Raw genomic sequence first — 20,096 nt, 5'->3', positions numbered from 1 at the left:
GGTTGTGGGGATGATTACAGGTAACATACGCTCAAATCCTCTTTCTTTTAGCAAGCATTTGCAAATGCATGCGGTGGTCGGCATACTTAATACCAACGATGGTAACCAGACTGAATAAGATGGCCCATTTATATCTGAACAGGGTAAACGCGTAGGGTTGCCTGAAAATAGCCCCGCCCAGGTAAACCAGCGCCGCAAATAACAGGCCCGCGCCAAATGCCCACAGGTAAAACCGGTACGTATGCTTGCTATCGTTGAGGATACGCACGCGGGTAGTTACTTTGGTAGCAAAGCCGTAAGGCAAACCGTAGGCCGGCTCCTTTTTTAGCGCGCCATATAAGGATTGATATATTTTTTGCTCCGTGTCGTTATCATCTAACGGCATCTTCCCGGCATCGAGCAACTGCTGGATCTCATCGTCCGTTAACTTTTTCATAGTTCTTCTTTACTAAAGTAAATCTCTAATTGTTCTTTTAATAGCTTACGTGCCCTGAAAAGGTAATTTTTAACAGTACCCTCCGGCATCCCGGTTATATCGCCAACCTCCTGGTAAGAAAACTCTTCCAAATGGAACAGGGTAAGTACAATGCGGTACTGCTCGGGCATTTTACCGATCAGGAAATTCACATAAGCATTCATGTCTTTTTTGACCAGTAGTTCCTGCGGGTTCTCGTGTGTGAAGTAATAGTTGTCCACCTCCTGCACCTGGTCGGCAAACATAGGCTTGCGGTATTTTTTCAGATAGTTGATAGCGGTTAAATAGGCAATGCGCGCTATCCAGGTGGAAAGCTTGGATTCAAAACGAAACTTGCTCAGGTTGTGGTGTACTTTAATAAATACTTCCTGGCAAATATCTTCCTTATCCTGCTCATCGTTAACCATCCTGTTTATAACGTGGAACACCAGCTTTTCATACTGGGCGACCAGCACACTGAAAGCGCGCAGGTCGCCCCGGATGATTCGATGCACTATGTCTTCCTCGTTAAACATTTTGGCATTAGACCGCTGTGTCTGTTTAATGTTGCAGTAAAATAAATTATTTTTTCTGCAACATTAGCCGCCGTTATGCTGACTAATGCAGCAAAACCATTTAATCAAAATCATCATGATAGATCTTCAACATACGCTTGTTCCATTAGCATTTTTTGCGGGAGTGGTTATTATAGTGATAGCCATATTAAACTTTATATTAAAGCTACGTGTACTTAATACCGGCGTTAAGGACGAAATTTATATCAGGTTGCTTACTAACTCCTTTGAGTCAAAAGCTAATAAATCCGAGGCTCTGAAATGGGGCTTATTATTGCTGTTTGGTGGTATAGGGCTTGTTATAAATCAATTTATTCCCGGTGCAAGCTATCTGGATTCGCCGCTGCCTTATGGCATTGAAGCTATATTTATTTCGTTTGGCTTTTTACTTTATCACTACCTGCAGCGCAACACAGCCGAGTAACCATTGAATTAAATTGATAACCGTTCTTTTAAGTAATTAAAATACTTAAACAGGAATCCTTTTGCCTAAACTTTAATCTTATCATTTATGAAACCTATCCATCTTATACTCATTTTATCCTTAATACTCACCGCCGCTTTTAGCTGCGCATCAGCACAAAGCACATCCGGCACTGGCGAAATTACCGGGCTGATTGCTGATAGCCTAACGAAAAAACCGGTAGATTATGTAACCATAACCTTAATTGGAGCCAATAATACTTCAGGTAAAGCCACCTATACCCGGCAAGACGGCATTTTCAGACTTACTCATATACCGGTTGGTAAATACAAACTGGGCGTCGCTTTTATTGGTTATGAACCTAAGCAAATACAGGTTAACCTAACCGGTTCCGGCAGCTTCAACGCCGGAACCATTTATTTGAGACAGCAACAGAAACAGTTGAAAGAAGTAACCGTACAATCAACCAAACCATTAATTAAACAGGAAGCCGACCGTATAACGTACGATTTGCAGGCCGACCCGGAAAGTAAAGGGAGCAGTGTTTTTGATATGCTACGCAAGGTGCCTTATTTAAGCGTTGATGTAAATGAAAATATTTTGTTAAAGGGCAAGAGCGATTATAAGATATTCATCAATGGAAAACCATCGGGCATGGTGGATAATAACCCGAAGAACATTTTGAAAAGCATGCCTGCCTCTACTATTCAAAAAATAGAGGTAATAACCAATCCGTCCTCAAAATATGATGCCGAAGGGTATGCAGGAATAATCAATATTATAACTACTAAAACCATGACTAACGGCTACAACGGTTCGGCAAATATCAATGGCAATTTCCCTGTAGGAGGGCCGGGAGCCGGCGGTTCATTAAATGCCAAGCTCGGAACTTTCGGCATAGCTGCTTATGGCGGCGGAAATATATACAACGCGCCTCAAACCTCATTCTCGAACAGCCGCGTTACCACAGGCGCCGAGCCAACAAGCTTAAACCAATATGGCTTAAATGAGCCTGATAGCCATTCTGGCTATTTTGGCACCGAGCTTAGTTATGAGATTGACAGTTTAAACTTGTTATCTGCTCAGTTTAACAGTTATGGCAGTGCCTCATCAGGCAATAGAACGCAATCGTCTCTTCTACAAAGTGGTAACAGCATTATACAAGGCTATGACTTAATGAATAGTGCCAATAACAATAACAGTGGTTTAGATGCTGCCATAAACTATCAGTTAGGTTTTAAATCTAATAAAACCCGCCTGCTTACGTTCTCTTACCGCTATTATAAAAGCACAAATACGTCCTACAACAATAATGACATTGTTAGCCGGGTTCAGTTCACCGAGCCCAGTTACCAACAAAACAACAAAGGCACTACCGATGAACAAACCGTACAGATTGACTATGTACATCCCTTGAAAAAAGTAATTATAGAATCTGGTTTAAAGGCTATTTCCCGTCATAACAACAGCAATTACGATTATCTAACACTTACAAATGGCGTATATATTCCGGACGATAACATGTCTGACAATTATGAAAATAAACAAATCATATTAGCTGCATATAATAATTATCGCTTCAGCTTAAAAAAATGGGATTTTAGCGGCGGCTTGCGCCTGGAACATACCAATACAGACATCAACTTTCTATCAACTTCATCAACAGTAAACCAGGATTACTTTAACCTGGTACCTTCACTATCTGTGAATCACAATTTTAAAAATCAGAACAGTTTAAATATTGGCTTTTCGCAACGCATACAACGCCCCGGTATCAACAGGCTAAATCCGTTTGTAAACCGTGCAAATCCTGATTATGTTATTTCCGGTAATCCTAACTTGCGTTCATCTGCTATTAATAATGTGCAGGTAAGCTATAATGCTTCGCATAAGCTTTCTTACAACGTTGGTTTCACGTATACATTCCTGCGCGATTTAGCCTTGCAAATTTCTAATTACGACGAGGTATCGAGAATCACTTACACCAGTTATGAAAATATTGGCAAAGGCAATGCTTACAATGTGAACTTCAATATGAGCTATCCTCTTACAAAAGCGCTTAACCTAAGTATGAACGGTAATGCGATCTATATTCAAATGGAAGGCATTAGCAATGGAGAAATGATAAGTACAGGTAAGTTTTCTGAAAATTTCTATATTTCGGCGGCCTATAAATGGAATAATGGCTGGCGATTGAATACGAACTTTAGCTATAGCGGCCGTAACCAGGTTAATCTCCAGCAAGTAGTCAATCCCGCCTTCGGTACATCAGTAGCTATCAATAAGGATATTATTAAAAATAAATTATCATTTTCAGCAAGTGTTAATAATCCTTTTACGAAATTCAGGAACAACATAACAGAAACCACCAGTGCAGATTTTATACAGACTGATGTGAGACAGGATTATTTCAGATCTTTCAAACTAAGCTTGAATTATAACTTTGGCAAGCTTAAAGAAGCCATCAAAAAGAATAAACGAGGCATCAAGAATGATGATCTTTCTAATTAGTGCTATTACTCATGTTGAAGATAGTATGGTAGTTTTTGTATTGGCTAAAAAAGTTTATAGCATAAGCACACTATAAAGAAAAAATAAAAAAGCCTTCAGTAACTAACTGAAGGCTTTTTTTAGTGGGAGCAACAGGATTCGAACCTGTGACCCTCTGCTTGTAAGGCAGATGCTCTGAACCAGCTGAGCTATGCTCCCTTTTTCTTTATTGCGATGCAAATTTATGTTAATTTTTTGTTTTGTGAAACTTGTTTTTCACTTTATGTATAATTAATTGATTCTGTGCGTATTTAATTTTCAGTACAAGGAAAGTTAGAATAGTTTATTGGAATAAAAAAGGCTGCCTCATCTTAGAGACAGCCTTTATGATTATATAAATCGTTTATTGCAGTTTAAATGCTGCCTTGGTTTTAATATCTGCTGATGAAGCGCCAATCAGGGCTTGGAAATCGCCGGGTTCGGCTACCCACTCGTGCTTAGCGGCATCAAAAAAGCTCAATGCTGTTTTATCAACGGTAAAACTTACCGTTTTTTGTTCGCCTGGTTTCAATGATACTTTTTCAAATCCTTTCAGCTCTTTTACCGGGCGTGGCAGGGATGATTTCACATCGGTGATGTAAAGCTGAACTACCTCTTCGCCTTCCCGAGATCCGGTGTTTTTTACGTTTACTGAGAAAGTAACTTTATCCGAAGCAGACATTGTGTTTTTGTCGGCAGTTACTTTACCGTACTGGAAAGTGGTATAGCTTAAACCATGACCAAAGGCAAACAGCGGCTTAATTTTATGTGCATCGGCCCAGCGGTAGCCTACAAAAATACCTTCTTTGTAAGTAACCTCATCTTTGTTACCCGGAAACTGACCCAAAGCGTGTGCACCATTATCAGTCAATTTCACCGGGAAGGTAAAGGTTAATTTACCGGATGGGTTAGCATCGCCTGCCAGTACGGCAGCCAGCGCATTACCCGCTTCCGAACCCAAGAACCAGCCCTGTACAATGGCAGGCACCTGGTTAACCCACGGCATTGCTACAGCGTTACCTGATATGTTAACCACAACTAGGTTTTTGTTCACTTTCGCCAGTTCGGCAATCAACTTATCCTGGTTATAAGGCAGGCTTAAGCTTTCGCGATCATAACCTTCGGCATCCTGACGGTCGCTTTTGTTCAGGCCGCCAATAAAGATCACCACATCGGCACTTTTAGCTACTTTGATAGCTTCCGCCAGCAACTCTGCAGCCGGGCGTTTTTCGGCCAGATTTTGGCCGGTGTTCACACCATTATAGTTACCGCTGGTATCGCCCACATAACCACGTGCATAAACTACCTCAGCCTGATTTCCGAATCTTTTACGTATGCCTTCTAAAGGCGAAACTTCATATCTGGCTTTTAGCGATGAGCTACCACCGCCTACGGTCATCATTTTGATGGCGTTTTCGCCAATTACAGCCACGCGTTTGGTTTTGCTCAGGTTAATAGGCAACACATTGCCCTTATTTTTAAGCAACACAATACCTTCCTGCGCTATTTTACGGGCAGCAAGTGCATGCTCCTCAGTAGCAAACGATCCCAGCGGGCGGTTTTTGTTCATGGTGGTCAGGAAAGCTAAGCGCAATACGCGGCGCACTTTCTCGTCCAACTCCTTAGTACCTACCTCACCAGAATTAATTAATTTAAGGTATGGGCGGGCCAGATAATAACTATCGTAAGCATTACTGTTACCTTCGGTTAAGCCGTTGGTCCAGCTGCCAAATTCCATATCCAAGCCGTTAAATATTGCTTGGCGGGTATCATGCACCCCACCCCAGTCTGACACTACTACGCCTTCAAATCCCCATTCTTTGCGCAGGATATCATTTAACAGGAATTCGTTATGGCAACAGTGCTGGCCTTTATACAGGTTGTAAGAACCCATAATAGCCCAGGCGTTACCTTCCTGCACGGCAGCTTTAAAAGCCGGCAGGTAAATTTCATACAAAGTACGGTCGTCAACATTTACGTTAACGGTGTGGCGGTTACCTTCTGAGTTGTTCAGGGCAAAGTGCTTTACACAGGCAGCTACCCCGTTTTGCTGTACACCTTTTACATAAGGTACCACCATTTTAGACGACAGGTAAGGATCCTCACCCATGTACTCAAAGTTACGACCGTTTAACGGCGAGCGATAGATATTAACGCCAGGACCAAGCAAAATATTCTTGTTACGGTAACGTGCTTCTTCGCCTATAGATTTACCGTAAAGCAGCGCCATATCTTTATTCCAGGTAGCGGCCAGGCAGGTAAGGGCGGGGTAAGCCGTGCACGAGTCGTTGGTCCAGCCGGCTTGCGACCATTCATCCCATAACACCTCCGAGCGTATGCCGTGCGGGCCATCGGTAGTCCAGTTTTCGGGGATACCCAAACGCGCCACACCCGGTGAACTGAATTTGGATTGGGCATGTATCACGGCAATTTTTTCTTTAAGCGTCATGCGCTTCAGGGCATCTTCTACCCTTTCTTTAATGGGCTTGGTATCGTCCATATATACCGGCGTGGTGCTTTGTGCATTAGCTCCAGACACACGCAGTATAACGGCAAGCGTAAGGACTTTTATAATCCTTGATGCGTTGGTATACGCTTTTCTCATAACACGAATAAATATTGGGTTTATAAATCAAGCACCAGTCAGCGGTTGACCGATACCTATCATGAGGTAAATGTACCACGATATAACGGTGTGCGAAATGCATCACACGCAAAAAGTAGCCTTTTCCCAAGCTATCTATTTGATTTACAATACCAAAGGCAGCCTTGATTCAGCAAAAAAGTAGCAGTATATGAGAGGTAAAATACATCTAAACAGGCAATATACCTATCTTCATTACACGCTTTTCAAAGTCATCGCGCGATACCGCGGCCTTGTTTCGGGCACGGGTACGATAGTTATAAATAGTACTCAGGGAGTAGCGCAAAAAGGCGGCAATCTTTACACTATCAGTAATACCCAAACGTATCAGCGCAAATATGCGCAACTCTGTATTCAGCAGCTCGCCGGGCTTAACGGTAACCTGCTCTTCGGGCAAAAGCAGAGCATTAAACTCCCGGATAAAGTTGGGGTACAGGCTTAAAAAAATATTGTCAAAAACCTTGTACAATCCTTCCACCTCGGTATCTACCACAGTGGTTGAACGTAACATTTTAAACAGCTCATCCACATGTTTTTCATTGGCTTTTTTGTTTAGTGTCTTGCGGTAATCTTCCAGCTTGTTAATATAGGTTGAACAAAGATCAAAGAACTGGGCAATATAAGCCTCTTTAACCTGGTTAGCTTCTGACAGCTGGGCGTTAATGTCGCTCAGTTGCACATTGCTATGGCTAATTTCCTGATTCAGCGCAGCCAATTGCTTACCGGAGGCATGCAGTTCTTCTTTAATTCGCGATACCCTTTTCATCTGCTTATACACGTAAATAACGGCAATGATGAGAAATACCGTAAGCACACTGATTAATACCAGATACAGCTTTAGCTGGCTCTTTTGCCTGCCCTCTTTTTCCAGGTACGCGGTATTGATAATGGTGTACAGCTCCGACATGCGCAACGTGCGGAATTTCACGTTGCAAAAAATGGCATCTTCAATGGCCGATTTGGTAAAGATGTAAGCGTTATCCAAATCGCCGGTTTCGTAAAATATCAACGCCAGGTTTTGCAGCGAGGCATTATCTTTAATAGCGTTCCTAACGTCGGTTATAGCCGATAGCGTGTAATATTTCCGGGCAATATCAGTATGATGCTGCAACTGGTTACTAAATGCCAGCAGGTAAGTAATCATAGCATAATCGGCGCTTTGCTTTTGGGCCGACGCCAGCAGGCGCAGCAACCCAGCCTGAGCCGTTTTTAAATCGCGCTGGTAAATTTGCTTTTGAATCAGGTTAATCTGATAGCGAACCGATGCCGGGTTGAGCTGAATAATGAGGGAATCGCGGTAGGCCTGGATGAGCTTTACATAGTTTTTGTTGTAACTATTGGTTGCATAGTGCTCATAAAATTGAATATAAGCATCATAATAGTCCATTAAAATCGGCTTAGGCAGCGCTTTGCTGCTGAGCGATTTCAGGATCTGTTCTGATTCCAGAAACTTACCTAAGGAGGAGTAGGAGTTAGATAGCTGCAACTGCGCCGCAATCACCAATTCTGGCCGTTGCAGTTTGCGGGCCACCTGCAAATTTTGGTCTGCATAAAAAACAGCCGAATCAATTTTAAACTTTTTGTATTCCTGATACAGGCTATCGTTTACAGCATATTGCTCAGACAGAGATAGATCGCCGGCTTTAAGCTTTTTAAGCGATGCTATACGCTCCTCTTTTTGCCGGGTATACAGGCTTTTATTTTTAATAGCCTGACTAAGCACCTGAAATGCTGAATCAGCACCATCATTGCTGTAAGCAACGGTGCCGAAAACCATAAAGCAACAAAGAAACAATAGCTTATACCTCACCGTTAAGGGTTATAATTCTGGATAAAGGCAAAGATAATAAATAGTGCACTGAACAGCGCCCTTTAATGCTTTGAGAAGTAAAAACGGTGAGAGTTGCCTACACTAAAAGGTATAAGAAAAGCCTGCAACAGGTGCAGGCTTCTTCAATGGGTGCAGATATTATTTTTCTGCGTTTTTCTTTTCAGTTACTTCTTTACGGATGTCAGTAGCTGCATTTTTCAATTGTTGCATGGCGTTACGCAGACGGGTGCCAGCTGCTTTATTGCCTTTGTCATAAAATGCCGCTGCATCTTTTTCTGCGGTTTCTACCAGTTCTTTTAAAGCTTGAAATTTTTCCATAATTTTTGGTTTAGCACACGAATATAAAATTATTGTTTTTAAAGTGCAGCTATTATAAACAGTTTTCGTGATTTTAACGCTACATGGGGCACAAATACCCCTATTTTACACTGTTTACCAACGTTAATTTGCTTATGGGATCACTTTTTGCACCCGTAACTCATCAAAAAGGCTATAAAACATCTGTTCGGTTTCTACATATTCATGAAAGCCAAACCTGCGGGCTTTAGACCCATCGGCCAGCATATCATAATCCCACGAGAATACAAAATCGGCAAAAGCCCAGGATGACACCTCCTGATAAGTATGCGAAGCTAAGTTGTTTTGCTCAATAATTTTGCGCCACATTTCTTCCTTATCGGCCATAATTACATTAAGACTCATTGGCAACGGCGGTGCGGTTTCCAGCTCAAAATACCGGGCAATTTTAGGCCACATTTCGCTCCATCTAAAAATATCACCATAGTTGATATTAAAAGCCTGGTTGGCACACTGTGGTGTGGTAGCAGCCCATACGGTAGCCTTAGCCAGCAAACCGGCATCTGTAAATTCCAGCAGCTTATCATAAGCACCCGGTTTGCCGGGAAAGCGCAAAGGCAGTCCGAGTTGTTTAGATAACGTTGCGTAAACCGCTATAGCCACGGCTAAATTCATTGGGTTACCTAAAGCCACGCCGCCTACAACCGCCGGGCGTATGGCCGACCAGTTCCAGCTTTTTCCTATTTGCCGCTGCTCCAAAAACTGTTGCTGATCTACATTGAACTCCGGCGGCATGTGCCCGGCATCGCTCTCGCGGGCGGGGCTTTTAAATGGCCCTAAATGTGCGCCATACACCTTATATCCCTGCATCAGGCTAATATGTTGCAAGCACGGCGATGCTTTTTCTATGCCATTAACCACATTCACCAACATGGCCAGGTTAGGTGCTACCAATTCGGCCCAGCTGGGCTTATCCTGGTAGGCAGCATAAAAGATATGGGTTATGCCAGTTAAATGGTTGAGCTTTGCTTCTGTATCTGCCTCGTTCAGCAAATCAACTGAAATATAGCTGATTTTATTCGTATTTACGCCTTCCCGGCGTGAGAGGCCGACAATTTCCCACTCATCGAGCGTTTCCAGATAACTGATCAGGTTACGGCCTATAATGCACTGTGCACCTGCTACCAACGCTACCTTTTTGCGGGACTGATTAACTGCTTTGTGTTCCATACCTTTATTTTTTGCCAAAGCTCGTTAAGCAAGCCATTGCATCACTTGTATATATTCATGGTTTTATAGTACTTTGTTAAGGATGGTGAAGAAGTATATACAACATGAATTCTTAAAAGTATCGCATTTCAATGCCGAACGCTGGGAGCACCCGGTACATAACCACAATCATTTCGAAATCATCTTTATCCATCGTGGAAAAGGGAAGCATTACGTATCCAGCATGCATTATCATTATGAAAACAGCGCTGTTTTCCTGCTGGCACCATGCGACATTCACCATTTTGAAATTGAAGAAGAAACTGAATTCACTTTCCTTAAGTTCACTAACGTATATTTAAAAGGCATTGGAAATATACCAGCAACCCGCCGCTGGAACCAGGATATTGACAGCCTGCTTATACACACCGGCAGGCAGCATGAGCTTAAGTTTAACTCACCTGTAGAAGCAGAAAAAGCAGCCATGCTCATTAACCTGATTGTAAAAGAGTGGACAGACATCCGCAGTGAGATGAATGAAGCTTTGTTCTTTTTAATACAAGCCCTGTTTGCTCAACTCAAACGCAATTTGCCAGTGCTCCCCCATACAACCAATACCAAACACGATGCAAAGACGACACACCTTATGCATTACATTCATGAGCACATCAATTGCGCAGAATTTACACAGGCAGACCACCTAGCCTCGGTATTTAGTTTGTCCAAACATTATCTGGGCATTTACTTTAAAGAGCGTACAGGCACCAACCTGCGTGATTATGTTAACCGTTATAAGTTACACCTGATTGATAACCGGCTTAAGTATAGTTCCTATTCTATTAAAGAGATCAGCAATGAACTGGGATTTACAGATCTGAGCCATTTTAATAAGTTCTATAAAAAGATGACTGGCGTTAACCCAACCATGGGGCGCTCCCGCTTTACCGGAGCATTGGTTTTAACGTAAATTCCGCAAGAAACGGGTTTTACCACCCCTCCCCTAATCCTATTTTTGTGATATTAAATGGATAAGTTATGAACGCACAGGAGTTGAGCCATTACGAACAGATAGCCAGGGCCATTGAATACATCAAAGCCAACTTTAAGGCCCAGCCCGATTTAAATACTATTGCCGAACAGGCTAATATGAGCCCTTTCCATTTTCAGCGCTTGTTTAAGGAATGGGCAGGGGTATCGCCCAAAAAGTTTATACAATACCTGAGTTTGGAACACGCCAAGGGTTTGCTCAGGCAGCAGGTTAATTTATTAGATACGGCCTATGAAACCGGCCTATCCGGCCCATCACGCCTGCACGACCTGTTTATACAGATAGAGGGCATGACGCCTGGCGAATACAAGAACGGTGGCGAGAGTTTACAGATCAACTATAGCTTTGCTCAAACCCCCTTTGGGGAGGTAATTGTGGCATCTACACCTAAAGGAATATGCTACATGCATTTTGCCGGGAACAGTGATACTGCTTTGAACGATTTGCAAAAGCTGTTTCCTAACGCACGGTACCAGCACATGGCAGACCAGCACCAGCAGCAGGCACTTAATCTTTTTACACAGGATTGGAGCCAACTGCAAAAAGTAAAGCTTCACCTCAAGGGCACTGCTTTTCAATTAAAGGTATGGGAGGCCTTACTTAAAATACCCATGGGCAGCCTGGTAACTTATGCAGGCATTTGCAGCCATATTGAAAATCATAAGGCTGCACGTGCGGTTGGGTCGGCTATTGGCAGCAACCCGGTTGCGTTTTTAATTCCCTGCCATCGGGTAATTCGCGGCACGGGCAGTATGGGCGGCTACCTTTGGGGCTTAACCCGCAAAACAGCTATCATTGGGTGGGAATCGGCCCTTGTGTTGGGCGATGAAGATATTGCAGTAGTGGCAGATGTGGCTAAACCATGATTGACCATGCAACTGTGGGCGACGCCGAATTAAGAAAACTCATCAAAAACGGAACAGTTACTTTAGGCGGCAACCGCAAGCTAAAAATTTATGGGCAGCTAAAATGCCCGTCGGGCAAGCGGATGAGGCGAACAAACCGTGTATTTTTCAGCTCCGTTCAGGAAGCTATTCAAATGGGCTATCGCCCTTGCGGGCACTGCCTCAAAACAGCATATAAAAACTGGAGAAATGGATTTATTCAACAACCATACTAACGGGCCAAGCAACCTGTTACCGTATGACGGCGAGGCTTTATACTATGGCCGTATTATGCCTGCTAACGAAGCAGCTACTTATGCCCAAACCTTACTGGATACCATACATTGGAAAAATGACGAGGCGGTAATTTTTGGCAGGCATATCATAACCAAACGCAAAGTAGCCTGGTACGGTGACAGCGATTATGCTTACACTTACTCCAACACCACCAAACAGGCATTATCATGGACACCGGAGTTGAAAACGCTTAAACACTTGGTCGAAAACTTATCAGGCGTCACCTTCAACTCCTGCCTGCTCAACCTGTACCATGATGGAAACGAGGGCATGGCCTGGCACAGTGATGATGAAAAATCGTTAGGTAAAAACACCGCAATAGCCTCATTGAGTTTTGGTGCCGAAAGAAAGTTTGCCTTTAAACACAAAGCTACAAAACAAGGCGTTTCATTAATGCTGCAAAGCGGTAGTTTATTGATGATGCAGGGAACCACACAAACACATTGGTTGCATGCCTTACCCAAATCAAAGCGCGTAACGCAGCCGCGTATTAATCTTACGTTTCGCACTATGATAACACCGTAATGCGAAGGGCATAACTAAGCCACGTCTGTGTGCTTATCAAAAAGCGATTTTAGTGTCTCCTTCTTAATGGGTTTACTGATAAAATCTTTTACAAACGGGTAAGATTGTGTTTTAGCTTTCTCGACCTGATCGATAGAAGACGACAGGATGTAAACACTTATCGGCTTTTTCAATTTAGCGGATATAGCATCAAAACCATGTAAAAATTCCCATCCACTGAAAGAAGGCATGTTGAGATCCAGCAATATAACATCCGGTATCTGTGAACTTTCTTCCTCATTATTCCCCAACATGTTGAGCATTGTTCTGCCATCATAAAGGTGCACGGCATCTTCAAAAAGCGCATAACGCTCGCACATCTTCTGAATTATCAAATGCTCTAAGGGGTTATCATCAATCATCACCAGTTTACACATGCGGGCTTCCTATTTAGTATTACTGCTTTTTCAATTACCGTACCACAGAATCACTCAATTACGCATTGACAGCAACTCTTATATCACAAAGCTTAAACTCCTATAAAATCTTCAATTGCTTTGATGCTTGCGTTGATTTGCGCATCCATATCGTTAAGCAATTCAAACGCCTGCTGGCTTTCCAACCCATCCAATACCTCCAACCGATGAGCTGCAACGGTGAGTTGCTGTAACCCTGTGCTGGCAGCCATACCGTACAGTTTGTGCCCGGTGGCGTTCAGCCCGCTTAAATCGGCGTTGCCGGTTTGTGCCTTTAACATAGCCAACGATTTACGCAACTCCTGTAAAGTTACCTTCAAAACTTCCACAATTACATCTTTATCATCGCCCACATATTTTTTAATCACCTCTATATTAAAAAGCACGTCGGTATTCATGGCAGAATTACTGCCTGCTTCATAACCTTGCTGCGGAGTATTCAGCCAAACCTCAAACAGGTGCCTGATGGTATCTTCAACAAATGGTTTTACCGCAAAGTCGTCCATTCCGGCTTCCAGGCACTTTTCCCGTTCGCCTTTTACGTTACCGGCAGTAAGTGCAATAATGGGCACATGCCGGTCCGTTTCTTTAGCCCGGATTGCCTGGGTTGCCTCATAGCCGTTCATGCCGGGCATCTGGATATCCATAAAAATCAAGTCGGCCTGTTCGTATACCCTTAAGGCTTCCTGCCCGTTCAAAGCTTCGAGTATAATAGCCCTTGGGGCTATTTTTTGGATAATGGTTTTTGCCAGAAGCATGTTTACCATATTATCCTCAACTATTAATATCGTATAGTCAGCAGGATCAAATTCGTTTTGAGAAACTGTACCGGCACCGGTTGGTTCTGGTTCATGCAAACGCATACGGTGCAGGCTGTTAAACAAATCCTGCAGTTTTATGGGTTTCACGAGGCGATGTTCAACACCCAATTCAGTACAGGTACGGATAATACGTTCATCATCAGATGAGCTGTGTAACAAAATGATGGGCTGCTCGTCGAAAGTATCAAAAAAGCTTTCTCGTATCTTGCGGATGGTTTCCAGTCCGTCCATATAAGGCATATGGTAATCCATCAAAATCACATCATAGCGATTTTGCTTTGCCAGCAACTGCAGCGCTTCGAAGCCGTTAACGGCCTCGTCAACCTCAATATTTTTAAGCAAGAGCATTTGCCTTAAAATAAGGCGGTTATTCTCATTATCGTCAACAATCAGTACTTTTTTAATGTAGTCGATGTCTTTCCATTTCAAAGGCTCGCCCTGCTCGGCTTTAACCCTCACCCTGAAAAAGAAACAGCTGCCTTTACCTGGTTTACTATTAAGTTCCAAACGGCTTCCCATCAGCCCTAAAAGCTTATTAGATATGGTAAGCCCCAGGCCCGTACCACCATATTTTTTGGTGGTTGAAGCATCCTCCTGCGAAAAAGCTTCAAAAATTTTATTTTGCTTCTCTTCTTTAATACCAATACCCGTATCGCGCACTTCAAAAAGCAAATCAATATAATCGTTTTGCATAGGGCTAAGCGGCGCAATTTTCAGTTCTATTTCTCCCTGTTCGGTAAACTTAACGGCATTGCCCAACAAGTTTACCAGTATCTGCTTAATACGCACGGCATCGGCCCATACAAAGCGGGGCAGCTCGGGTGCTATGTTTAGCAGCACTTCCAGTCCCTTTTTTTGCGCCTGGTAGGTAATCATATCAGCGGCCTGGCTGCTCAGCTCCAGCAAATCGCATTGGTCTACGTCCAGCTCCAGCTTACCGGCCTCAATCTTTGAAAAATCAAGAATATCGTTAATGATGCTTAATAAGGCATTGGCCGATTGGTTTACGATAGTAAGATACTGATGCTGCGTAGCATTTAAATCCGTTTTCAGCACCAGGTCGGTAAAGCCGATCACGCCGTTAAGCGGCGTACGTATTTCATGACTCATGTTAGCCAAAAACTCAGATTTGGCTATGCTGGCCTGCTCGGCATGCAATTTGGCCCGGTGAAGCTCTTCGCGTTGTAAACAGCTTTCGGTAATATCCTCTGTAAATACAATAACACCACCTATGGTATTATCATACTGATACCAGGGCACAATTTCCCAGCGCAGGTACTGATCATGATCCCAGCCATCGGGCCGCCATTTAGATTCATCGCCTTTATGCGATTCGCCTTGTAAAGCCTGCAAACAGATATCTGTCCAGCGCCCGGATAGGTGCGGAAACAGTTCATGCTGCGACCTGCCGATTATATTTTCGCTAATCTTGTACCCCTCGCGCCACCGGTTACTCACGGCTACATAGCGTAACTGGGTATCCATCATGGCTACTGCAGCGGGCGAATGTTCTACAAAGGCGGCCAAACGCAGCTTTTCGTTCAATAATTCCAGCTCGGCCGCCTTTTTGGCATTAATATCCTGAAAGATACCATACAGGCGCTTGCAGACCCCATTCTCAAAATCAGGTTTACCAATAGCCCTCACCCATATCTTTTCGCCCTTGGCATTTACTATTTGTATTTCAATATCATAAGGCAAACCCTCATTTACCGCTTTACTTACCGCACTCAGGATTACCTCCCGACTGTGCCCCTGGTAAAAATCCAAGGCTTTATCATACGCCGGCACATAATCATCCGGAACGCCATGTATGGCCTTAGTAATGGGCGACCAATATAGTGTTTGATAATCAACATTCAGCTCCCAGGTACCTATCCGTGCTACTTCATTCGTTTCTTCCAGCATTTGCTGGGTGCGTTTCAGGTTATTTTCCAGTTCGTATCTTTCGGTAATATCCACAGCATTACCAATTATGTAACTGTTGCCATGGGTATCCTTTTCAAGTACGTTATTGTATAACCAGATCATCATGTGGCCATCTTTGTGGCGGGTATGCATCAGCCCGTCGGCCTTACCGGTTTGCAAAATACTTTGCATGTAGTAGTTAAGGTCGTCCAGATACTCAGGCACAATAATATCTGCCAAATTACGGCCTATTAACTCCTCGGCTGTATAACCCAGCAGCGCGGCTCCGGCTGTATTTACTGTAAGCAGTTTGCCTTTTAAATTATGGGTACACATCAAGCCCTTAGAGTTTTCAAAAAAAGCTCTTAAACGGCTTTCTGACTGATGCAACAAAGCTTCCTGTTCTTTTTCATTACTAACATCGCGGCCAATGGCAAATAATGCTCCTGTAGCAGGCTCGGGCGTAGCCGTCCATTGCAGGGTTTTATACTGCCCCTCTGCACATTTCATCCTGAAATTAAAGTTAATAATGGGAATACCCGAAGCCAGTTTTTCCAGCGCGTCCTTTAACGCGTTCAGATCATCTGCATGCACGAGTTCAAAATAACTATGGGCGAGCAGAAAACTTTTATCCCATCCTAATACCTTTTCAAATGCGGGATTGATTTTCTTTAAAAAGCCATCAGTAGTGGCTACACAAATCAGGTCATTAGAAAGGTTAAATATTTTTTCAAAGTGCTGATGTTCCTGCCGTTGCCTGCGCTCAACAATTAGGTCAAGTACTAAATCTCTGATTACTTTGAGCGATTGCCGCTGTTCTGAAGTTAATTTTCGTGGCTGATAATCTATTACACAAACGCTGCCTAAATTGTGCCCCGTCGGATCGGTTATCGGGTAACCTGCATAAAAACGCATATGCGCTTCGCCAGATACAGATGGGTTGTCCTTAAACCGGTCATCCGCAGCCATATTTTCTACCTCCAACAGTTCGGTACCCTGTATGGTGTAATTACAAAAAGCAGTTTCACGGCTGGTTTCGTTCAAATCAAGCCCAACCTTTGACTTGATCCATTGCCTGTCCTCATCTATGAGGGTTACCAATGATACAGGTACATTACAGATGATGGATGCCAGTTCGGTTAGCTTATCAAACTCCTTCTCCTGTTGGGTATCTAATATATTATAGCTATGCAAGGCTTGTAATCTACCTTGCTCGTTCAGCGAATCAGGCATCAATTATAAAATAAAAATATAACAGGTTAACAAATAGTCGGGCTGCTTGGTTAGCGGTAATACGTAAATATAACAGGTTTGTTGTACTTATATACAAGTAACCCATACACAAATAATTATACAACTACCTAAAAACAGCCAGCTGCCTTTTAACAAATTGAAATGGTATTTAATGGATAGTTAATTGCGTTTTTATAATTTAGCCGCACATTTCTTATCACTATGAAGAAGCTAATATTATTGATAACAATATTTACTTGCATCGCTTACCATTCACACGCACAATTTGGCGGCTTGGGCAAAGCGCTTTTTGAAAAAGGCAGCGAACTTGCCGGCAGCACCGGGCTAAATAAAATACTGAAGCAGCCTGGGGCCATTACCACCAGCTTTAAAGATGTAAACAGCACAGGCAAACAACCGCCATCCTTTCATGCCGATGAAGCAGCCCAGCCTTTGTACTTGTTACCCAAGGCGCAAGGCGGCGGTTATAAACTATGTGCCGGCTTTTATGAGATGACCAATAAAAGCTATTGCCTGCATGCCGGTACCCGCGGCCCCAGCAACGGCGACGGTTATATGCTTGCGCCTGTATTAGGCCCTAAAAGAGATGTGGTAATTGCTATTTTAAAAAGCGCCGAAACACACCCTAATGTAACGCAGCACGATATACAAATGCTGCTTTGGGCTATTATTGCGCGCACCCGGTTTGTGGATTATGGCACCGAGATTAAGTTAACTGCTACAACCCTGTTAAGCCCTGCCGACCTGATGAAACTGGAAGGCGGCGCCCTGGGCATATTACCGGCCAACCTGATGGATAAAGCCAAAGCACAACTGCCCACACCAGTACAAGCAGTTTTTGAGGCCGAAAATAACATTCGCCGGCTGGCAGCATCCGGCACGGCTACTTACGAAGAGATGGAGCGCTATGCTATGCTGGCGGGCTTAACCCCCACCATTGACCGGGAGTACCCGTCGGGCGTGTGGTCATTGCATCCCGATGGCTATTATATCCGTTACATTCCAAGCGGTTATGCCATTACCAAAACACAGATATATGTACCACAGGAACTGGCCAACAGCAAGCCCGGCCTGGTGTATGATGCCACTAATGCTATTGCCTGCCCGGCCAACACCGGTGCCCAGCGCCTTATTCAAACCAACGAGCCGCTTAACCCCGACTATAAGCTAAAGCTAAAAGTTAAGTGTTTTACCAATTAAACTATTCGGCATACTCACAAAAAAGGCAGCTCATATTTGAGCTGCCTTTTTTGTGAGTATGCTAACGAGGTATTACACCTCAGCTAAATACTTATGTACAAAGCTAATGGCCATAGAACCTTCGCCTACAGCCGAGGCAACACGGTTCATGGTTCCAGCCCTTACATCGCCTGCGGCAAAAATGCCGGGGCAGCTGGTTTCGAGCAGGTAAGGATCGCGCTGGGTTTTCCAGATGGCGTTAAAGTGGTCGTAGCGGTTTAGCTCACGGCCGGTTTCAATAAAGCCTTTATCATTTTTGATAATGGTTTCGCCCAGCCATTCGGTAAAGGGCTTGGTACCAATAAATATATAAAGCGCGTCTGCATCCACCGTTTCTGTTGTATCATCTTTAATACAACGGATTACCAGGCGCTCCAGCCGTTCGGTGCCCTGTGCCTCGGCTACTTCACATTCGCCATGTACGCTAATGTTTTCGGTTTGCTTGATCTGTTCAATTAAGTAAGCCGACATGGTAGAGGTTAGATCGGCCCTGCGGATCAGTATATGTACCTGCCTGGCAAATTTAGATAGATACATAGCCGCCTGACCTGCCGAATTGCCGCCGCCTACAATGTATACGGCTTTATCTTTACAGGATAACGCTTCGGTTGTAGCCGCGCCGTAATATATGCCGGCTCCGGTAAAATCTTCTATCCCTTTGTTTTCGAGCTTGCGGTAATCCACACCGGTGGTAACCACAATGGCGCGAGTGGTTACTGTGCTGTCATCCTCCAGTACCACGGTTTTGTAACCATCCTTCAGGCGTATTTCCTTAACCCCCTGCGGTGATAGAAACTCGGTGCCAAAGCGGGTTGCCTGGGTAATGGCCCTGCGGGTTAAATCGGCACCACTCAAACCGGTCGGGAAACCCAGGTAGTTTTCGATACGGGAGCTGGTACCCGCTTGTCCGCCTGGTGCCTTACGCTCTATGAGCAGGGTTTTTAATCCTTCGGATGCGCCGTAAACGGAAGCGGCCAAACCTGCCGGACCGGCACCAATGATAATTACATCGTATACCTCATTTTTAACCTGCGGACTTAATCCGATTTTTTGTGCAATGTTGCTGATGCCCGGCATTTTATCCACGCTGCCATCCTCAAAAATAATAGCAGGCAAATCGGCACTGCACAACTGGTTGATTTGCATAAATTTCTTGCCCTCATCCGAGTGTGCTTCCATCCATTGGTATGGTACCAGGTTGCCGGTTAAAAACTCTTTTATATTGTGTGTTTTGGGAGAAAAGTTGTAGCCAATTACCTTGATACCTCTAAACTGCGGACGATAGGCGGCCTGCCAATCTTCCAGCAGATCATCCACCACCGGGTAAAGTTTTTCCTGAGGCGGATCCCAGGGCTTGGTGAGGTAATAATCGAGCTTAACTTCATTAATGGCTTTAATAGCAGCCGGTGTATCAGAGTAGGCAGTTAGCAATACCCGCTTGGCCTGCGGGTAGTAGTTAACGGCATGGCACAAAAAGTCAACACCTTCCATTTCGGGCATGCGCTGGTCTGATATAAACAAGGCCACCTCTTCGCCTTTATTTTTGAGTTGCAGCAAGTTCTCCAACGCCTCATTAGCCGATGTAGTGCTTAAAACCCGGTACCGGCCATGGTACTGCGTTTTTAAATCGCGGCTGATAGCGCGAAGTACAAATTGATCGTCGTCTACTAAAAATATGATAGGGTCTTTCATTGCAGTGTAG

General features: G+C 43.9%; 16 protein-coding genes and 1 tRNA gene. 7 read left to right on the top strand and 10 right to left on the bottom strand.

Annotated features, from left to right (window positions below):
• Positions 1-31: 31 nt before the first annotated feature.
• Both KHS38_RS16310 and KHS38_RS16305 read right to left on the bottom strand, forming a co-directional pair.
• A complete protein-coding gene (locus tag KHS38_RS16310; RefSeq protein WP_213489608.1) occupies positions 32-436 on the bottom strand; it encodes a hypothetical protein in 405 nt (134 codons plus the stop codon).
• Entirely contained in the window at positions 433-990 is a 558-nt protein-coding gene (locus KHS38_RS16305) for an RNA polymerase sigma factor (RefSeq protein ID WP_213489607.1), read from the bottom strand. Before KHS38_RS16305 ends, KHS38_RS16310 begins: the two co-directional genes overlap by 4 nt.
• 115 nt (positions 991-1,105) lie before the next feature.
• On the opposite strand from KHS38_RS16305, the gene KHS38_RS16300 reads away from it, so the two are divergent.
• Both KHS38_RS16300 and KHS38_RS16295 read left to right on the top strand, forming a co-directional pair.
• Positions 1,106-1,453: a hypothetical protein gene (locus tag KHS38_RS16300; protein ID WP_213489606.1), complete on the top strand. Its 348-nt coding sequence runs from the start codon at positions 1,106-1,108 to the stop codon at positions 1,451-1,453.
• A gap of 87 nt (positions 1,454-1,540) precedes the next feature.
• Positions 1,541-3,964 carry a TonB-dependent receptor domain-containing protein gene (locus KHS38_RS16295; RefSeq protein ID WP_213489605.1) on the top strand — a complete coding sequence of 808 codons (2,424 nt, stop codon included), beginning with the start codon at positions 1,541-1,543 and terminating at the stop codon, positions 3,962-3,964.
• Positions 3,965-4,087: 123 nt separating this feature from the next.
• On the opposite strand, the gene KHS38_RS16290 is transcribed toward KHS38_RS16295, so the two are convergent.
• From KHS38_RS16290 to KHS38_RS16270, 5 genes are all read right to left on the bottom strand, one after another.
• Positions 4,088-4,162 (bottom strand) — tRNA-Val (locus KHS38_RS16290).
• 184 nt (positions 4,163-4,346) lie between these two features.
• On the bottom strand, positions 4,347-6,587 hold the full coding sequence (locus tag KHS38_RS16285; protein ID WP_213489604.1) for a glycoside hydrolase family 3 C-terminal domain-containing protein: 2,241 nt from the start codon (positions 6,585-6,587) through the stop codon (positions 4,347-4,349).
• Positions 6,588-6,795: 208 nt separating this feature from the next.
• On the bottom strand, positions 6,796-8,403 hold the full coding sequence (susR, locus tag KHS38_RS16280; protein ID WP_213489603.1) for a SusR family glycan utilization regulator: 1,608 nt from the start codon (positions 8,401-8,403) through the stop codon (positions 6,796-6,798).
• 192 nt (positions 8,404-8,595) lie between these two features.
• The gene (locus KHS38_RS16275; RefSeq protein WP_213489602.1) at positions 8,596-8,775 is read right to left on the bottom strand and encodes a BF3379 family histone-like protein; all 180 of its coding nucleotides are present in this window, start codon (positions 8,773-8,775) and stop codon (positions 8,596-8,598) included.
• Between the two features lie 132 nt (positions 8,776-8,907).
• Positions 8,908-9,984 (bottom strand): SDR family oxidoreductase, encoded by a 1,077-nt coding sequence (locus tag KHS38_RS16270; RefSeq protein WP_213489601.1) that lies wholly within the window; start codon positions 9,982-9,984, stop codon positions 8,908-8,910.
• Positions 9,985-10,066: 82 nt separating this feature from the next.
• Here KHS38_RS16270 and KHS38_RS16265 point away from each other — a divergent pair, with 82 nt between their 5' ends.
• The 4 genes from KHS38_RS16265 to KHS38_RS16250 all read left to right on the top strand — a co-directional run bounded on the left by KHS38_RS16265 (position 10,067) and on the right by KHS38_RS16250 (position 12,717).
• Positions 10,067-10,930, top strand: coding sequence for an AraC family transcriptional regulator (locus tag KHS38_RS16265; RefSeq protein WP_249665430.1), 864 nt, complete (start codon positions 10,067-10,069; stop codon positions 10,928-10,930).
• Positions 10,931-10,998: 68 nt separating this feature from the next.
• On the top strand, positions 10,999-11,877 hold the full coding sequence (locus KHS38_RS16260) for a bifunctional transcriptional activator/DNA repair enzyme AdaA (protein ID WP_213489600.1): 879 nt from the start codon (positions 10,999-11,001) through the stop codon (positions 11,875-11,877).
• Positions 11,874-12,131, top strand: a complete 258-nt coding sequence (locus tag KHS38_RS16255) for an Ada metal-binding domain-containing protein (protein WP_213489599.1) — start codon at positions 11,874-11,876, stop codon at positions 12,129-12,131. Before KHS38_RS16260 ends, KHS38_RS16255 begins: the two co-directional genes overlap by 4 nt.
• Positions 12,106-12,717 (top strand): alpha-ketoglutarate-dependent dioxygenase AlkB family protein, encoded by a 612-nt coding sequence (locus KHS38_RS16250; RefSeq protein ID WP_213489598.1) that lies wholly within the window; start codon positions 12,106-12,108, stop codon positions 12,715-12,717. Before KHS38_RS16255 ends, KHS38_RS16250 begins: the two co-directional genes overlap by 26 nt.
• A gap of 14 nt (positions 12,718-12,731) precedes the next feature.
• Here KHS38_RS16250 and KHS38_RS16245 read toward each other — a convergent pair whose 3' ends face one another.
• Both KHS38_RS16245 and KHS38_RS16240 read right to left on the bottom strand, forming a co-directional pair.
• Positions 12,732-13,133, bottom strand: coding sequence for a response regulator (locus KHS38_RS16245; protein WP_213489597.1), 402 nt, complete (start codon positions 13,131-13,133; stop codon positions 12,732-12,734).
• 92 nt (positions 13,134-13,225) lie between these two features.
• The gene (locus KHS38_RS16240; RefSeq protein WP_213489596.1) at positions 13,226-17,134 is read right to left on the bottom strand and encodes a PAS domain S-box protein; all 3,909 of its coding nucleotides are present in this window, start codon (positions 17,132-17,134) and stop codon (positions 13,226-13,228) included.
• Between the two features lie 222 nt (positions 17,135-17,356).
• Here KHS38_RS16240 and KHS38_RS16235 point away from each other — a divergent pair, with 222 nt between their 5' ends.
• Entirely contained in the window at positions 17,357-18,355 is a 999-nt protein-coding gene (locus tag KHS38_RS16235; RefSeq protein WP_213489595.1) for a hypothetical protein, read from the top strand.
• Positions 18,356-18,427: 72 nt separating this feature from the next.
• Here the strand turns inward: KHS38_RS16235 and KHS38_RS16230 are convergent, their stop codons facing one another.
• Positions 18,428-20,086 carry an NAD(P)/FAD-dependent oxidoreductase gene (locus KHS38_RS16230; protein WP_213489594.1) on the bottom strand — a complete coding sequence of 553 codons (1,659 nt, stop codon included), beginning with the start codon at positions 20,084-20,086 and terminating at the stop codon, positions 18,428-18,430.
• Positions 20,087-20,096 lie beyond the last annotated feature (10 nt).

This window comes from Mucilaginibacter sp. Bleaf8 (assembly GCF_018390515.1).
Taxonomy (GTDB): domain Bacteria; phylum Bacteroidota; class Bacteroidia; order Sphingobacteriales; family Sphingobacteriaceae; genus Mucilaginibacter.
This window is presented reverse-complemented; position numbering and strand designations above follow the sequence as displayed.

Bases quoted from the DNA above. Each gene is read 5' to 3' on its own strand.
- KHS38_RS16310 (WP_213489608.1), bottom strand. From the start codon at position 436: ATGAAAAAGTTAACGGACGATGAGATCCAGCAGTTGCTCGATGCCGGG.
- KHS38_RS16305 (WP_213489607.1), bottom strand. From the start codon at position 990: ATGTTTAACGAGGAAGACATAGTGCATCGAATCATCCGGGGCGACCTG.
- KHS38_RS16300 (WP_213489606.1), top strand. From the start codon at position 1,106: ATGATAGATCTTCAACATACGCTTGTTCCATTAGCATTTTTTGCGGGA.
- KHS38_RS16295 (WP_213489605.1), top strand. From the start codon at position 1,541: ATGAAACCTATCCATCTTATACTCATTTTATCCTTAATACTCACCGCC.
- KHS38_RS16285 (WP_213489604.1), bottom strand. From the start codon at position 6,587: ATGAGAAAAGCGTATACCAACGCATCAAGGATTATAAAAGTCCTTACG.
- susR (WP_213489603.1), bottom strand. From the start codon at position 8,403: ATGGTTTTCGGCACCGTTGCTTACAGCAATGATGGTGCTGATTCAGCA.
- KHS38_RS16275 (WP_213489602.1), bottom strand. From the start codon at position 8,775: ATGGAAAAATTTCAAGCTTTAAAAGAACTGGTAGAAACCGCAGAAAAA.
- KHS38_RS16270 (WP_213489601.1), bottom strand. From the start codon at position 9,984: ATGGAACACAAAGCAGTTAATCAGTCCCGCAAAAAGGTAGCGTTGGTA.
- KHS38_RS16265 (WP_249665430.1), top strand. From the start codon at position 10,067: ATGGTGAAGAAGTATATACAACATGAATTCTTAAAAGTATCGCATTTC.
- KHS38_RS16260 (WP_213489600.1), top strand. From the start codon at position 10,999: ATGAACGCACAGGAGTTGAGCCATTACGAACAGATAGCCAGGGCCATT.
- KHS38_RS16255 (WP_213489599.1), top strand. From the start codon at position 11,874: ATGATTGACCATGCAACTGTGGGCGACGCCGAATTAAGAAAACTCATC.
- KHS38_RS16250 (WP_213489598.1), top strand. From the start codon at position 12,106: ATGGATTTATTCAACAACCATACTAACGGGCCAAGCAACCTGTTACCG.
- KHS38_RS16245 (WP_213489597.1), bottom strand. From the start codon at position 13,133: ATGTGTAAACTGGTGATGATTGATGATAACCCCTTAGAGCATTTGATA.
- KHS38_RS16240 (WP_213489596.1), bottom strand. From the start codon at position 17,134: ATGCCTGATTCGCTGAACGAGCAAGGTAGATTACAAGCCTTGCATAGC.
- KHS38_RS16235 (WP_213489595.1), top strand. From the start codon at position 17,357: ATGAAGAAGCTAATATTATTGATAACAATATTTACTTGCATCGCTTAC.
- KHS38_RS16230 (WP_213489594.1), bottom strand. From the start codon at position 20,086: ATGAAAGACCCTATCATATTTTTAGTAGACGACGATCAATTTGTACTT.